This is a genomic window from Spirulina sp. CCY15215 (genome assembly GCF_016888125.1).
In the GTDB taxonomy this organism is placed as follows: domain Bacteria; phylum Cyanobacteriota; class Cyanobacteriia; order Cyanobacteriales; family Spirulinaceae; genus CCY15215.
Genome location: NZ_JACSWA010000389.1, coordinates 27,006 through 44,283, shown reverse-complemented (window position 1 = coordinate 44,283; position 17,278 = coordinate 27,006). Strand labels below are relative to the sequence as shown.

General features: G+C 44.4%; 10 protein-coding genes. 5 read left to right on the top strand and 5 right to left on the bottom strand.

The window, feature by feature from the left end; translation table 11 throughout:
* From JUI58_RS11195 to JUI58_RS11180, 4 genes are all read right to left on the bottom strand, one after another.
* Positions 1–2,012: S8 family serine peptidase (locus JUI58_RS11195; RefSeq protein ID WP_204103863.1), on the bottom strand; the 2,012-nt coding region annotated here is incomplete at its 3' end.
* A 158-nt stretch (positions 2,013–2,170) separates the two neighbouring features.
* Positions 2,171–3,841 carry a chaperonin GroEL gene (gene groL, locus JUI58_RS11190; RefSeq protein ID WP_204103862.1) on the bottom strand — a complete coding sequence of 557 codons (1,671 nt, stop codon included), beginning with the start codon at positions 3,839–3,841 and terminating at the stop codon, positions 2,171–2,173.
* A 248-nt stretch (positions 3,842–4,089) separates the two neighbouring features.
* Positions 4,090–5,265, bottom strand: coding sequence for a M20 family metallopeptidase (locus JUI58_RS11185; protein WP_204103861.1), 1,176 nt, complete (start codon positions 5,263–5,265; stop codon positions 4,090–4,092).
* 25 nt (positions 5,266–5,290) lie between these two features.
* Positions 5,291–7,501, bottom strand: a complete 2,211-nt coding sequence (locus JUI58_RS11180; protein ID WP_204103860.1) for an ATP-binding protein — start codon at positions 7,499–7,501, stop codon at positions 5,291–5,293.
* 204 nt (positions 7,502–7,705) lie between these two features.
* Between JUI58_RS11180 and JUI58_RS11175 the strand changes: the two genes are divergently transcribed.
* The 4 genes from JUI58_RS11175 to JUI58_RS11160 all read left to right on the top strand — a co-directional run bounded on the left by JUI58_RS11175 (position 7,706) and on the right by JUI58_RS11160 (position 11,243).
* A complete protein-coding gene (locus JUI58_RS11175; RefSeq protein WP_204103870.1) occupies positions 7,706–9,337 on the top strand; it encodes an AAA family ATPase in 1,632 nt (543 codons plus the stop codon).
* Positions 9,334–9,774, top strand: a complete 441-nt coding sequence (locus JUI58_RS11170) for a deaminase domain-containing protein (RefSeq protein WP_204103859.1) — start codon at positions 9,334–9,336, stop codon at positions 9,772–9,774. Before JUI58_RS11175 ends, JUI58_RS11170 begins: the two co-directional genes overlap by 4 nt.
* Before the next feature lie 45 nt (positions 9,775–9,819).
* Entirely contained in the window at positions 9,820–10,524 is a 705-nt protein-coding gene (locus JUI58_RS11165) for a hypothetical protein (RefSeq protein WP_204103858.1), read from the top strand.
* A 131-nt stretch (positions 10,525–10,655) separates the two neighbouring features.
* Positions 10,656–11,243, top strand: a complete 588-nt coding sequence (locus JUI58_RS11160) for a Uma2 family endonuclease (RefSeq protein WP_348539878.1) — start codon at positions 10,656–10,658, stop codon at positions 11,241–11,243.
* Positions 11,244–11,259: 16 nt separating this feature from the next.
* Here the strand turns inward: JUI58_RS11160 and JUI58_RS11155 are convergent, their stop codons facing one another.
* Positions 11,260–12,828, bottom strand: coding sequence for an NAD(P)H-hydrate dehydratase (locus JUI58_RS11155; RefSeq protein ID WP_204103857.1), 1,569 nt, complete (start codon positions 12,826–12,828; stop codon positions 11,260–11,262).
* Positions 12,829–12,975: 147 nt separating this feature from the next.
* Here JUI58_RS11155 and JUI58_RS11150 point away from each other — a divergent pair, with 147 nt between their 5' ends.
* Positions 12,976–17,130 carry a response regulator gene (locus JUI58_RS11150; RefSeq protein WP_204103856.1) on the top strand — a complete coding sequence of 1,385 codons (4,155 nt, stop codon included), beginning with the start codon at positions 12,976–12,978 and terminating at the stop codon, positions 17,128–17,130.
* The last annotated feature ends 148 nt before the right edge of the window (positions 17,131–17,278 follow it).

Genomic DNA, 17,278 nt, shown 5'->3' with positions numbered 1-17,278 from the left:
CCTGACACATCACGGATTTGTCGCCCATCAGGAATATCAAATTCATGGGTCACTGGTGCTACTGAATTATAGAACCGCTTAAAAATTCGTTCGAGAATATCCTTAAAACCAGAACTGGTAGGATTACCAAAAATCCCCAAAAATGAACTCCAAGAAGGCGAAGAACCACCCCCAGAAGAACCCGAAGAAATGCCATTTGCAGCCCGTTCCATCGGAGTTACCTCACCTTCCCCACTCCAACTCAACGGCACATACTGCAACTCCTTCTCATACTCCTCCTCCTGTATCGACTTCGCCACCTGTACCGCAGCAGCCAGATTCAATAACCCCGCACCCGTTTCCAAATCCCAACCTACTTCACCTAAATCCGTCGCTGTCTCCTTCAAAATCTCAATCACCTGTCGATAATGTAACTCTGGATTTGCCGCCCAAACGCGAGAAATTGCCCCCGTGACTTGCGCCGTCGCCACCGATGTCCCGTGCATTCCCTCTACGCGATCGCCAACGGTAGATAAAATAGGCTTCTCTAAAGTACCCCCCTCAGCAACAAGATCCAAACCCTGCCCATAACTGGAATAATCCGCCCGTCCCGTGCCATCCGCAGCACCCACGGTAATGATATGATCGAACTGTTCGGAAGCCTGACCCAAAGCCGACATTACGCCCCCATCATTCCCCGCAGCAACCGCCACTAAAATATCATTTTGACGGGCATATTCTAAAGCTGCCATTTCCATCGGCGTAAACTCATAGCGGGTGCTAATATTGCCCTCTGCATCGATTTGGGTTAAATCCATGCTTAAATTAACAACAGCATTGGGTTGTCCCGACTCCCGCGCCGCATCTACAAACTCCACCAAAGACTCAGCCCATTTCCCCGATCCTACCGCACGCCCCACCCAAATTGGCGCATCGTCGTTAATCCCATCAATCCCCAGATCGTTATCCTGGGTCGCCCCGATAATCCCTAAAACATGGGTGCCGTGTTCGTCTCCTTCTCCCTCACTCAATAAAGGATTGTCGTCACCGTCTACTAAATCCGAACCTAAAGTAATGCGAGAATAATCCAGATCGGGATTGTTCTCATTAAAACCCGTATCAATTATCCCGATCAAAGGCTGGCTCTCATTTTCCACATCCTCCATTGTGATATAATCGATAATTTCTAAACCCGTATCTGTCCCTCGCCAATCCAAATCCGGATCGATGAGATCGTCCAGATCCGGGGCATCCCCCGTTGCTCCCGTCACCCGGAAGATAAAATCGTTATAATCCTCATCTGACCCGCGATCCATCCGTATATCTTCCATAACAAAGGTATTTCCTGCCCCATCCACATCGGCAATTTGTCCCAAATGTAAGCCATCATCAGGGTTAGCCGTCGCTAAAGAAAACAAAGGCGTTTTTGAGCCGCCAATATCGGGATTTTCCAGCACCTCTTCCACCGTCCCATTAGGAACCAACATTACCCCAAACTTCGTCCCCGCCTTCATTTGCAAGTTTTTGACCCCTTTATATTCTCCCGCATTCCAATCCGTCTTTTCTCCCAAGGTGCCATCAAATAACGCCCCCTCAGTTTTGTCAGAAATCACAATATAGCCCTCTTCCGTATTAGAAAAAGCCCGTTCCGCCGCCTCAGCAATAAATTCCTCAGAACCGGGTTCTAAATGCTCCATTCCCTCTAAACTAAAAATACCCAACTCACCTTTATATTTACCGCCATCAAAGAGAAACTCAACCCCCACTTCTCCCGACTCTCCCACAGTAAAGACTCCTGCATCAAACTGCGCGATCGCGGCGGAAGTTTCCCCGACACTGGGAGGAAGCGGCACCTCATCCCCCAAAGCATCCTCTAGATCCGGGGTCTCGTCGCTATCAAAGGGACTTTCAAACAAGGCACTGGGAGTTAAAATCGGTTCGAGGATAAAGGCTTGGAAATAAGGCTCCGACGGTTCTTGGGATTGTTCGGAACGACGAAACAGGTTCAACAGTAGATTAAGAACGAGCAACATAGTATATCTCTCTGAAATTAACGCTTCTATCTACCTCTCTGAAGCGATCGGGAATTTTTATGCAGGCAAAGAAAAACTTGTTACAAAACTAAACATTGGTAGAAATGTTTAACATTCCTACCAATGGCATCACAATATTATCCTCAAGGGGATGGGTTCTACATCATACCCATACCGCCCATGCCACCCATGCCACCCATGCCGCCCATGCCGCCCATGCCGGGATCCCCAGCAGGCATAGCAGAAGCGGGTTCGGGTTTTTCAACCACTAAGGCTTCAGTAGTGAGAACCATTCCCGCGATCGAACCTGCATTTTGCAGAGCAGAACGAACGACCTTAGCGGGGTCAATAATTCCCGCCGCGATCATGTCTTCGTAGGTGTTTGTCATGGCGTTGTAACCCATGTTAAAGTCGCTGTTACGGACTTTTTCCACGACAACAGAGCCTTCCACCCCGGCATTAGTGGCCAGTTGGCGTAAAGGTTCTTCCAGGGCGCGGGTGACAATATCCGCCGCTACTTTTTCTTCCTCGTTGCTGAGGCTATTTTTAAAATCGGCTACTTTAGCAGCGAGGCGAATTAAAGTTGTGCCTCCTCCAGGTACGATACCTTCATCAACCGCCGCTTTCGTGGCGTTGAGGGCATCTTCGATGCGGAGTTTGCGATCTTTGAGTTCGGTTTCCGTGGCGGCTCCTACTTTAATTACTGCAACACCGCCGGCAAGTTTGGCAATGCGTTCTTGTAATTTTTCTTGGTCGTACTCAGAGTCGGTTTCTTCTAACTGCTTGCGAATTTGACCGATACGCTTGTTGACATCGCTGGTATGGTTTCCAGTGGCAACAATGGTGGTACTTTCTTTGTCGATGGTTACTTTCCGCGCCGATCCCAACATATCGAGGCTAACGCTATCTAAGCTCAAGCCTACTTCTTCAGAGATCATTCGTCCTCCGGTGAGAACGGCAATATCTTGGAGCATTTGCTTGCGGCGATCGCCAAAACCAGGGGATTTAATAGCGGCGACGTTGAGGACTCCACGGGCTTTATTAACCACGAGGGTTGCCAGGGCTTCTCCTTCCAAATCTTCAGCGATAATGAGCAGGGGAACGCCTTCTCGAGCCACTTTCTCGAGGACGGGAACCAAATCTGAGATCGAGCTAATTTTCTTATCCGCAATGAGCAAGCGGGGATTTTCAAATTCGACGATTTGCCGCTCTTGATCTGTGACAAAGTAGGGGGAAATATAACCGCGATCGATTTGCATTCCTTCCACGACTTCCAATTCCGTGGCCATAGATTTGGATTCTTCTACGGTGATGACTCCATCTTTGGTTACTTTGGCCATTGCTTCGGAAATCATGCGACCGACTTCATCATCATTCCCAGCCGAAATAGTTGCCACTTGCGCGATCGCGTCTCCTTCGACGGGTTTGGAAATTGTTTCGATTTCCTTGACCAAATAGGCGATCGTTTTTTCGATGCCGCGACGCAAAGCGACGGGGTTTGCACCAGCAGCCACGTTTTTCAAGCCTTCTCGGATCAGGGCTTGAGCAATAACCGTTGCTGTGGTGGTTCCATCTCCTGCAATATCCTTGGTTCTGGAAGCAACTTCTCGAATTAATCGCGCTCCCGTATTTTCTAGAGGATCTTCTAGTTCAATTTCTTTGGCAACGGTGATCCCGTCGTTAACAATTTGCGGTGCGCCAAATTTCTTCTCGAGGAGAACATTGCGGCCTTTGGGACCGAGGGTAATGCGTACTGCATCAGCAAGGGTGTTAACCCCTTTTTCCAATGCACGTCTGGATTCATCTTTAAACGAAATGATTTTAGCCATTTTCTTTAAGTCCCGTTATCTCTAATAATTTCTACCATAAGCAAATTTAGCACTCTCTTGACCAGAGTGCTAAGTCTCGGGCAATTTACCGCAATAAACGGCTGAAGTGATTGCTAAGACTGCATTTTAAACAAAAAGAAGTTTTTTGATGCACAAAATAGTAGTTTTGTCAAGCTCTATTTTTGGCGTATTTTCCAGAAAAGAATTGTGATTGTAGCAGGATGTAAGGATAAATTTTTTCCCCTGAATCAGGAGGCAAAATACTTAAACGCAGCATAAGCTAAGGTAACAACCCCAGTGACGATCGCCCCTTCGTCAGCCTCAAAAGCAGGATGGTGTAAGGGATAATTGGTTTTCCCTGGCATTCCCACCCCCAAACGAAACATACTCCCAGGTGCGTGTTCTAAGTATAGGGAAAAATCTTCCGCCCCGAGGGAAGGCTCGAGAATGCGCTGGACGCGATCGCTTCCCCAGGCTTCCTTCGCAGCTTCTTCAACTAATTGCGTCATCAGTCCATCATTCTGCACGGAAGGCACCACGCGCTGATAATTCACCTCATATTTTGCCCCGTAAGCACCGCAAATGCTGGCAACAATACCCTCGATCCATTGTGGTAGATTTTCGTGAGTTTCTGGGTGCAGCGATCGCACGGTACCTGCCAAACGTACTTGGTCGGCAATCACATTCGGCGCTCTACCACCATTGATTTGTCCAAAAGTGAGGACGATAGGGCGCAGGGGATTTTGCGTGCGACTAATCGCTTGCTGTAGTGTGGTGATAATTTGAGCCGCAATCCAAATCGCATCCGTGGCTTCATGGGGTCGCGCCCCATGCCCAGATTCCCCATAAATAAAGATTTCCAGATCGTCCGCCGCCGCCGTTAGCGCCCCATAGCGAATGCCGATAGACTGGGCAGGAATTGAGGGGAATACGTGAACGCCCAAAATATTGCTCACATCTCGCATTGCTCCATCTCGCACCATCCAGCCGGCTCCTTGAGCAATTTCCTCGGCGGGTTGAAAGAGAAAACGCACATTTCCAGGCAAATATTCCTGTAATTGTGAGAGAATCATCGCCGTACCCAAACCGAGAGTAGAATGGATATCGTGACCGCAAGCGTGCATTACACCAGGCTTACGGGAAGCAAAATCTAAATTCGTACATTCATCGATCGGTAACGCATCCATATCTGTGCGAATAGCCAGTCGGCGATCGTCTTGTCCTTGTCCCTCCAATTCTCCCACAACACCCGTTTTCCCCACGGCTTCTTCAACGTGCAACCCACAGGAAGAAAGCACCCCAGCAATATAGGCTGCTGTTTGGTACTCCTGACCGCTCAATTCCGGGTGTGCATGGATATGACGGCGAATTTCAATCAGCCGAGGAGCAAGAGTTTCCGCAAGGGTTTTAATTTGATTTAACATTGATAATGATTGCTAATATTACTAATTATTCATTGATAATTGTTTCTTGAAAAGGAAGTTCGATCGCAAATTCTGTTCCTTCTCCAACTTGCGAGGCACAATACAATCTACCCCCATGTTTTTCTACAATAATATCGTAGCTGGTCGTTAATCCCAATCCTGTTCCTTTGCCGACAATTTTGGTGGTAAAAAAGGGATCGAAAACACGCTGTTGAAGGTGTTGGGGAATTCCTGCGCCATTATCGGACAAATGAATGCGAAGGCACATTTGTTGAGTATCGGGATATAGGCCGATTTCAGTGCTTAGGGTGAGGGTAGGCGTAAACTGCACCCCTTGACAGCATTTTTCTTCTAAAGCATCGATCGCATTACTCAATAAATTGATAAACACCTGATTGATATCTCCTGGATAGCATTCAATTTCAGGAAGAGAAGCAAAGTTTTTCACCACTTGAATTTCCGGGCGATCGCCTTGCTGTCTGAGGCGGTGTTGCAGCAACATTAAGGTACTATTTAAACCTTCATGGAGATCGGCACATTTGCGATCGGCTTCATCTAAACGCGAGAAATTTTTCAGAGATTTGACAATTTCTTGAATCCGATTTGCTCCAGTTTTCATAGAGTCTAAAAGTTTGATAAAGTCTGCCGCCATGAATTCAAGATCGATATCTTTTAGCATCTTCTCCACTTCATCCACGGGGTTAGGATAATGTTTTTGATAGATATGAATCAGTGCTAATAAGTCTTCTGCGTAGTTCAAAGCAGGAGCAATATTTCCGTAAATAAAACTAATTGGATTATTAATTTCATGGGCAATTCCAGCTACTAATTGTCCGAGTGCAATCATTTTTTCATTTTGAATAGCTTGAGCTTGAGAGTGTTTGAGTTTGTGCATCGCTTCTCGTAATTGTCGAGTTTTCTTTAATGCTTTTTCTTCTGCTCGTTTTCGCTGCATAAATTCTCCCAGTTGCGCGGCGACAACATTCACAATATCAACCAAGTGTAGATCGCAAGCCAAAGAAGTTGTTTTAAAAAACATTAAAATTGCTAAAACACGCTTATTTTTGAGAATAGGTATGCCAAAACAGGCTTTTAAGCCAAATTGTTCTGCCATTTCTTGGCGATGAAAATCCTCTTTATTGGCACAGGAAACGTCTTCAATCCATTCCGGTTTTTGAGAAGCATAAATCTTACCTGCAAAACCAATATTGGGAACCCAATCGATCTCTTGGGAGCGATGGAGAAAGTCTTGAAAACTTGGTTTGCTGACATATCCTCCCCGCACAGATTGTAAGTTTCTACCCTGATCGATCGGAATCCAGGCTTCAGCTACATCCCAACCAATGGTCTGACAAAATAAGGGTAAAATAACGGCGATCGCATCTTGAAAATAGCGAGCGCGGTTAATAGCTTGGGTTGCTGCTAATAAAAGGCGCAATTCTAATTCTGTTTGTTTGAGCGAAGTAATTTCAATAATAACGCCATCCCAGAGAATATCGCCATTCTTTTGCTGCTCCGGTTTCGAGACTCCTTTTAACCATTTCTGTTTTCCCGATAGGGTGATAATACGAAATTCTAATTCCCAAGGCTGTAGAGTTTTGGCATTATCTTGCAGGGTTTGGGTAAAGCGATCGCGATCTTCGGGATAAATGTAGGCGATCGCGGATTTCCCCAAAGTTTCTGTAACTGAAAATTCGGTAATTTTTGTCCAAGCGGAATTTAAAAATAACCAATTCCCCGAGGTGTCAATTTGAAAAATAACTTCTTTAATGGAATTAATAACTAAGCGATATTTTTCTTCACTTTTGCGTAAATCATTTTGATTTTTTTGCCGCTCAATGGCATGAGTTAAAGAGCGAATTAAAAGCTGACTTCCTACTTGATTTTTGATTAAATAATCTTGCGCTCCCGCTTCTAAAATCTGTCCATAAAGTTTTTCTGTACCTCCATTACCTAAAACAATAATAGGGAGATCGAAACTCCATGATTGAATAGTTTGGAGCGTTTCAATTCCTTCACTATCTTCGAGAAATAGATCGAGTAAAATAATATCGAAATCTTCTCTATTTTTTAGATATTGTCTAGCTTGCATTAAGGATTTTGATTCGCGGTAAATAATCGAGAAATTAGTTTCTCTTTCAATTGCCAAAAATACATCTTCGACGAGATCGACAATATCTCGCTCAGTTTCAATAAAAAGAATTTTTATCTTTCCAGACAGAGACGTTAAAACCATATTTTTCTTTCCTTCAAGTGAACTATGCGATCGCAAATACAGCCTTTAAAACTCCAAACCTTACCTAAAACGATAGTACAATATCTAATGAAAAATAAGTGTAGCAAAATGCTAAATATTCTGGTGCTTTTTTCCGTCCCTTGGCAAGAGTCGAAAAGCGCAAAATCGACTAAGATGGGATAAACTTTGTATTCTGCCAAAAACATGACGGTAAATGCGATCGCGTCTCAATTTAATAATGACCAATTTTCCCAAGCGCATCAACATCTGATTACCGAAATCGATCTGGCAATTCGAGCGCGTTACCCTCTCCTTTATTTGGTGGCTGTTGAAGAAGCTCCCATTTGCAAAATTCTCGATCGCGTCGCCCGAGAGTTATACCCCCCTCGGCAACTCTTAATCTGGGATTTAGTGAGAGGCTGGTCAGACAATAGTACCAATCGCAACTCAGTCATGGGAGCATTAGAGCGGATTCGCCGACAGGAAATACAAACACCCAGCATTTTTGTTCTTAAGGATATTCATTTTATTTTACGCTATCCCCACAGCCCTCAAAATGCCCCCGTGGTTAGAGAATTGAAAAATTTGGCGGCGGATCTCAAGCAAACCCCCCATACCTTGGCGATCGTCAGTCATATTTTAGAAGTTCCCCCAGAGTTGAGCGAAAATATTACGGCGATCGATCTGCCTCTTCCCAATCTTGAGGAAATTGAACAACTTATTGAGAATGGGGTCAATGCGAAACAACTTAAAGTAGAAGGATTAGCGCGGGAACAATTGTCCAAAGCCTGTCAGGGATTAAGTCGAACTCGTATTGAAGGTATTTTAAGGAAAAACCTTGTGGCGAAAGAAGTCATCGATGAAACGGCGATCGAGGAGGTATTAGAAGAGAAAAAACAAGCCATTCGTCAAACGGGAATCTTAGAGTTTTTTACGTCCCGAGAATCATTGAAAAATGTTGGGGGTTTGGATAATTTAAAGCGATGGGTGCGAATGCGAAATGATGTCTTTACAGAGGAAGCAAGGCGCTATGGCATTCCTAACCCCAAGGGGGTGTTATTGGTGGGTATACAGGGGACGGGGAAATCTCTCTCGGCGAAAACCATCGCTTGTGAGTGGCGTTTACCTCTGCTGCGTTTGGATACAGGGCGATTATTTGGGGGGTTGGTGGGAGAAAGTGAGAGTCGGGTGCGACAAATGATTGAAATTAGTGAGGCGATCGCCCCTTGCGTCTTATGGATCGATGAAATTGACAAGGCTTTTGGCAATTTAACCTCGGGAAGTGATGGAGACTCGGGGACATCTCGGCGGGTATTCGGGTCTTTAATTACTTGGATGCAGGAAAAAACGGCGGCGGTATTTATTGTGGCAACGGCGAATAATGTTAATATTTTACCGGCTGAATTGTTGCGAAAGGGTCGCTTTGATGAAATTTTCTTTTTAACGTTACCGACGCAAAAAGAACGAGAAGATATTTTTAAAGTTCATTTACGCAAGTTACGTCCAGCAAGGATTAGGGAGTTTAATATCGAGATATTAGCTAAACAATCAAAAGGGTTTAGTGGGGCGGAGATCGAACAAGCAATTTTTGATGGAATGCACTATGCTTTTGCTGATATTATCGATGGACAGCGCCGGGATTTTACTACGAATGATATTATTCGCGCAATTGAAGAAACGGTTCCTTTGGCGGCGATCGCCCGTAAGCCTATTGAAGCATTAAGACGTTGGGCTGCAGAAGCAGGGGCGAGGACAGCTTCTAACGATACGCAGCTTTCTGAAGCCTTACAACACTATCTCTTGCGACGAAAATTGGAATGGCAAGAGGAGGAATGAAAAAACAGTTGATGAGTTCAGATGCTCTATTGCTCCGAGAACTCTACCTGAAGAAAAAATTTCCCAGAGGAAATGTCGCTATAATTGAGGTATATCTTGCTGATGAGACGATATTTTGTGCGGGTGCAACCTCTCAGGCAAAAAGTCCGAGTCCTAAACCCAAACCGCGATCGCAAGGTGGACAATTTGAACCAATTGTTGATTCTCATTCCCAGCGTATGATGGATACAGATGCTGAATACAAAGCCTTTTCTGCAATAGCTGAAACATTAGAGCAATTTGGCGATCGCAACATTATTGGTAAGTTATATCTTTACACAGAACGAAAGCCCTGCGAAAGTTGTGAAAATGTTATCGAGCAATTTCAGCAACAATATCCTAAAATTGAAATTGCTGGGATTTTTTGGGATCATCCTTATCCTACTTTATCCTCTTAACTATTTACCATTCACTATTCACTGGTATGACCTCAACTGCGAATTATGACTTCTTTATCTTTTCCCATTCAAAATCTTAAAATTTCTCCTACATTTGATGTTCCAAGTTCTCTGTATAATTGCCTGTCTCAAGTTTGGCAATACTCCTATGAAGAACTTTATGAAGATAATACGGAGAATAGTATTACTCTTGAAGATGCGATCGATCGCGTGTTAGATTCTCTTGCAGACAATGATATTACTGGCAGTCATCGCCGTTATATTTGGATGGCACTTATTCTGGCAAACTCCGTCGAACCAACGATTAAAAGTTATTTACCTAATGATACCAGAACAAAACAGATTTTCCAAAGTGTTCAAGATCGGTTACAAACTCCAAAATCATCATCACAATTTAATGCTGAATATTTAATTTCAGAGCTTTTTCCTCAAGTTTCCTTGGGAAATCAGGCCATTGATGAAGCATTTGATGTATTCCAGAATTTATTGCGGGTTTTGGATCGCGATCGTGCAAAAGAAGCTCTTACAGAAATGTTAGAAGATTGTTTAGAAGGATATGCTATCTTTCCTGGTTCTCAGGAAAGACGAGACTTATTCAATTGGTGGCTACTTGAGGTTGTTCCTGCTTCGTGGTGTTTGGAAATTCCCAATGCAATTTATACAATCCAAGGATATGAAGTCTGTATAAAATCGTACAAAGATCCCTTAAAATTTAGATTATTTGGACGCGCCTCCGTTTTGACAAAATAGGGAGTAAGCAAGCAAGAGTTCCGCACTACAACATTATCAGTTTTATAGAGGGCATTATCGGATTTTTCAGAAGATTACAAATAAAAGAAGTACGATAAAACAATTAACATTGCGTTTTTGGAGAAAAGATTGTGGACACATCAACTATTTTTCTTCCCAGAGGATTAGAATTAAAGATAGACCTCACAGACGAACAGTTTTGGCAACTGTGTCATGATAATGATGATTTGCAATTTGAAATGACAGCGACGGGAGAATTAATTATTATGTCGCCGACTGGAAGTATTACCAGCGATCGCAATTCTGATTTAAACTTTCAATTACGATATTGGAATCGCCGGAATAATCTAGGCAAAGTGTTTGATTCTAATGGGGGTTTTCAGCTTCCCAATGGTGCGAGACGCGCCCCTGATTCTTCTTGGGTTAAAATGGAGCGTTGGGATGCCCTAACTCCAGAAGAACAAGATAGATTCGCACCATTATGTCCCGATTTTGTTGTCGAGTTAATGTCTCCGAATGATTCTTTAGAAGTCACTCGGGATAAAATGAAGGAATATCAAGAAAATGGAGCGCAGTTAGGATGGTTAATCAACCGGAAAAGACGACAAGTAGAAATTTATAGATTGAACCAAGAAGTAGAAATATTAAATAATCCCCAAACTGTATCGGGGGAGAATATTTTACCTGGTTTTGTATTAGATTTGGCAACAATCTGGTAGATAATTTGGATTACGTTTAAGAATTCGCAGCCAAGATTGAATTGGCAACAGGCAATAAAAATTGTGTCAGGGTAAAGGCATCTACTCCCAATTCAGTGCGCTCTTTTGCCGCTAAAATTCCCCCTCGGGCGTGCCACCAAGCAGCCGTTGCCACCACTACCTCCAAAGGCTGCTCAGAGGTGGCTAACTGCGCCGTTAAGCCCCCCATTAACCCCGTCAGGACATCCCCACTGCCTCCCCGTGCCAAGGCGGGGGTACTGTCGGGAATGAGCCAGATCGAGCCGTGGAGAGAGGCGATCGCGGTTCTGGCTCCTTTAAATAACACAATAGCACCACTTTGTTGCGCCGCTTCTCGAGCCGCTTCGATGTGGTTTTCTGGGGAAATATCGGGAAAAAGTCGCTTAAATTCGCCGAGATGGGGGGTGAGAATGGTGGGAAAATTCCGTTGAGAGAGGGTTAAAACTGCATCCATTTCCGACAAAATATTTAAACCGTCAGCATCTAAAATTAAGGGAATAGGGGCTTGTAAAACTTGCGCGATCGCCGATTTAGATTCCCGAGTCAGTCCAGGTCCTGCGGCGATCGCGCTAAACTGTTCTAAATCAGCAATGGGTAACGAGGCGATCGCGCCTTTTTCCGTCTCGGGACAGCCAATGATTAAGGCTTCCGGTAAATGAGAAACTAACATCGGCTGTAATGACTCTGGGACAGCAATAGAGAGCATTCCCACCCCACTTGCTCTTGCTCCCAAACCTGCCAGGATCGCCCCTCCAGCATAGCGTTTTGACCCGCAGATGAGGAGTAAATGCCCCTGTTTGTATTTATGAGTGACTAGAGGACGTTTTAGGGGTAAAATTTCTAAGGCAATAGTTTCCGTTAACCTTTGAATTGGAGGATTTTCGGAAAGAATTGCCTGGATATCTGCGCTGGGAATGCCAAATTCGAGCAGAGATGCACCACCGCAGTATTCTAAAGCCCGATCTTGAAAAAATGCTAACTTCCATAACCCCAAACAAAAGGTATGAGTTGCCCGAATTGCTATCCCTAAAACTTCTCCTGTATCCGTATGAATACCGGAAGGCAGATCGATACTAATAACAGGTTTACCACTGTTATTAACCCAATTGACCGATCGCGCAATTTCTCCGGTAATTTCTCGCGTTAAACCAAAACCGAATAAACCATCAATAATTAATTCGCGATCGCCTAAAGATTCGATTTTAGTATAGCCAGAAATACCCAAACTAGCTGCATATTGAGCATGACTAGCAGTTAATTCTTTTAACTTTTCAAAAGGAGAATAAAGACTAACATCATAGCCTTGCAAGTATAATTCTCGTGCCACAACTAAAGCATCACCCCCATTATGGCCAGGGCCTACCAAAATACCAATGCGATCGAAGTGCGATCGCGGATAAAGAGTAATGATTTTTTGAGTAATTAATCCAGCCACTTTTTCCATTAATGCAGCAACCGGCATTCCTGCGTCAAATATTCGTCCTTCAATTTGACGCATCTGATTTGCGGTCACGATCGCCCGCGAAGTAATAAAAAATGAACCGATTTGTCTGAGATTGGAGGGCATGAATGATATCCTAATGATTTACTTTTTCTCGATTTTACTCCGATAGGGAAGGAGAGGAAGAAATTGACATGAGTGAATCAAATAAAGATAGAATAGTTATAATTGATTACCAATTACCAATTACCAATTACCAATATCCCCTATATTATGAATTTTTTAAAGCAAATTGCTAAAACTCTCCGCTTGCCTTCTTCTTGGCCAGCATTCGTTGTTCTTATCTTGCTTATTGTTGCAGGATATTTAGGCAATTATTTTCACCTGACCTTCTTTTTTGGTATTGATTTTTTATTTGGCAGTATTGCTGTTTTAATTATTGCTTACTTTTATGGCATCTTTTGGGGCGCGATCGCCAGTCTGATTGCCAGTAGTTGGACTTATTTTGCTTGGGATCATCCCTACGCCATTGTTACCTTTACCTGCGAAGTGCTATTTGTTTCCATATTAATGCGCCGAACCCGCCAAAATATGGTTTTTTTAGACGGTTTGTACTGGCTATGTCTAGGAATGCCCCTCGTTGGTTTATTCTATGGCGCAGTTTTGCCCGTCTCGATCAACGGTACGATTCTCATCGCCCTCAAACAAGCCGTTAACGGAATGTGCAACGCGATCGTGGCTTACCTGTTCGTGACTTATTTTCCTTTTAATAAACTTTCTCATAAATTCAAAACAAAACTCAATAAAAATTCAAAATTAAGACAAGGAATCTCTTTTCAACAAACCATTTTTATTCTGCTGATTACGTTCGTTTTCTTCCCCACCTTATTACTCACCATCTTGAATGGACGGGAAGCCCTCAATAATCTCGAACGAGAAATTAAAATCGAATTAGAAGCCACATCAACCCCCTTAATTGCCGATTTTAGTCGCTGGTATCAACAGCATCTCAATGGCGTACAAGCCCTCGCAACAACTGCCCGTAACTTGCAAAATGCCCCCCCAGAAGACCTGCAAAACAGCACGATCGCGATTAAAGAAGCCTTTCCTTCTTTTCTCAAACTTTATGCCACCAATGCAGAAGGAGCCATTATTGTTGCCGATCCCGCTACCAATGAAGCGGGAAAAACTGTAATTGGTGATAACATTTCTCAACAAGAAAATTGGCAAACAACCCAAGCGACCTTACAACCCTTTTTTACCGATGTTTATGGCGATCGAGCCAATGATGCTGCTCACATTGGCATCAGCGTTCCCATTCTGGTTAACGAACAGTGGAACGGTTTAGCTTATGGTTCTCTAAAGTTAGAAGAAATTGCCCAAGTTTTGCAAGCAAGCCTCAGCATTGCCAACGATCGCCTGCACGCAACTTTATTAGACGGTCGAAATCGGGTGATTGCCAGTTCCGATCGCGATCGCAAAGCCATGACTCCTTTCAATTTACAGGAAGAAAGAATAATCCGTTCTTTAGAGAATACCCAGAATATTTTTCAATGGCTGCCCAGCACCCCAGGATTGCCAGATATGGTCCGTTGGCGAAAATCTCGTTTCATCCAAAAAGTGGCGATCGACAAGGATTTGCCCTGGACCCTGATCGTAGAAATTCCCGCTCAACCCCATATCGATCGCCTAGAATGGCTCTATATCAAAAATTTGGCCTTTGTCCTCCTCATCGCCATTCTGACCCTCTTTAGCGCCGTTATAGTTAGTCGGCGCTTAGTGTCCCCCATCAAAAAACTGGCCGCCGTCACCACAGACTTACCCCAAAAACTCGAGCAACGTTCGAGCCTCGATCGCTTCCCCCACTCCCGCATCAGTGAAATAAGCTCTCTCGCGAGTAACTTTCAATCTATGATTGCAGCCCTAGCCGAAAAATTTGGGGAACTGCAACAAGCGAATGAAACCCTCGAACATCGAGTCACCAGCCGCACCCAAGAGCTTTCCCGACTCAATGACAATCTCAACGAGGAAATGATTCGTCGCCAAGAAATCGAAGCCTCCTTACGAGAGCAAAAAGAAAGATTTGACTTGGCTATCTCTGGAACCAATGATGGGATCTGGGATTTGAATATTCTCACCAATGAAGTCTATTATTCTCCCTCATGGATGCGAATTTTAGGCTATGAAGATGCTCCTCTCCCCAACGAACTGAGTACCTGGAGCGATCGCGTGCATCCAGAAGACTTAGAAACCGCCCTACAAGATATTCAAGACCATTTAAGCGACAAAACACCTCTTTATGAAAACATTCATCGCTTGCAGCATCGCGATGGCGAATATCGCTGGCTTTTAGCGAAAGGAAAATGCGAGCGAGACGAAGAAGGAAAGCCCTATCGACTGGTAGGAACTCTGACGGATATCACCGAGAGAAAACAAGCAGAAGCAGCCTTAAGAGTGGCAAAAGAAGAAGCAGAAATCGCCAACCGTGCTAAAAGTGAATTCCTTGCCACCATGAGCCATGAAATTCGCACCCCCATGAATGCAGTGATCGGCATGACAGGTTTAATTCTCGATACCGAATTGAACCCCCAACAACGAGAGTTTGCCGAAATTATTCGCGGTAGCGGCGATTCCCTGCTGACCTTAATTAATGATATTCTCGACTTCTCTAAAATCGAATCCGGTAAATTAGACCTCGAAGCGCAACCCTTCAACCTGCGGCAATGCGTGGAAGAATCCTTAGATTTAGTCGCCACTCGAGCCACAGAGAAACAGCTAGAACTTGCCTATTTGTTTGAACCCCAAACCCCGAAAGCGATCGTGGGAGATGTGACCCGCTTGCGGCAAGTTTTGGTAAATTTATTAGGGAATGCTGTCAAGTTTACCCAAGCAGGAGAAGTGGTGGTTTCCGTTCGTACCCGCAACCGGCGATCGCAACAGTGCGAAATTGAATTTGCTGTCAAAGATACGGGTATTGGCATTCCCCGCGATCGCATCAGTCGTCTTTTTCAGCCTTTCAGTCAAGTGGATGCCTCCACCACCAGGAAATTTGGCGGCACGGGGCTAGGATTGGTCATTAGCAAGCGCCTCACGGAACTGATGGGGGGAAAAATGTGGGTGGAAAGCGAAGAGGGACAAGGATCGGTATTTTTGTTCACTATTGTTGCTCCTGTCGCTCCTGTTGCTCTTTCAGAAAACAGCGATGTCAAAGGACAACTCGAAGATAAACACCTGCTCATCGTGGACGATAATGCCACCAATCGCAAGGTTTTGACCCTACAAGCGCAATCCTTTGACATGATATCCCGAGCGGCATCCTCGGGACAGGAGGCTCTGCATTGGCTCGAAGCAGGAGAACAATTTGATATTGCCATTCTCGATATGCAAATGCCAGACATGGATGGTTTGATGTTAGCCAAGCGCATTCGCCAAATGCCTATCGGTCAAGCACTTCCCTTAGTCATGTTGACTTCTATCGGCCAAGGCGATCGCGATCCCTCGGGGGTTAATTTTGCAGCTTATTTGAATAAACCCATTAAGCAATCTCAGCTTTATAATATTCTCGTCAACCTATTAATCCCTCAGCCCCTCTCAACGGGAGAATCTATGTTGTCTTCTTCTCAATTTGATGCTCTGTTAAGCGAACAACTCCCTTTAAAAATTCTGTTGGCGGAAGATAATGTCGTCAACCAAAAAGTTGCCCTCAATCTTCTGAAAAAATTAGGCTATCGAGCCGATGTTGCTGCCAATGGGCTAGAGGTGTTAGAGTCCTTAAAACGTCAGTCTTACGATATTGTGCTGATGGACGTACAAATGCCGGAAATGGATGGTTTAGAAGCAACTCAACACATTCGCGAGAGGGAACGGGACATGGGGAATAGTCACATTACTATTATTGCTATGACTGCCAATGCTATGCAGGGCGATCGCGAGATCTGTATCGAGGCGGGTATGGACGATTATATCAGCAAGCCCATTCGTATTAATACTTTGGTGGAAGCCTTAAAAAGATATCAAAAGCAATCTCAATCTTTATCTTCGCCAGTTGCTCAGGAAGAAGACTTAGACTTGGTGGCGATCGATGAGAAGATGTGGCAAGAGTTAATTGAAATTGGGGGTGATGATGCGGACGGTCTCATTCGCGATTTGGTTGAGTCTTACTGTGAAGACAGTCCGAGGTTATTAGCGGGGATGAGAGAGGCGATCGCGAATCAGGATGCCAAGCAACTTGAATATTACGCTCATACCCTTAAATCGAGCAGTGCCTCTTTTGGCGTGATGCAATTTACCGATATCTGTGCAAAACTGGAAAAATTGGCGCGATCGGGGACAACTGTAGGGGCAGAATCTCTTTTCACACAAGTTCAAGCAGAATATCAACGAGTGGAAATGACATTAAAGAACAGAATAAATAACTCAACTTGCTAGTTATCAATTTGATCCCCCCCAGCCCCCCTTAATAAGGGGGGAGAATCTGGAAGTCCCCCTTTTTAAGGGAGGAGAATCTGGAAGTCCCCCTTTTTAAGGGGGGAGAATCTGGAAGTCCCCCTTTTTAAGGGGGATTTAGGGGGATCGA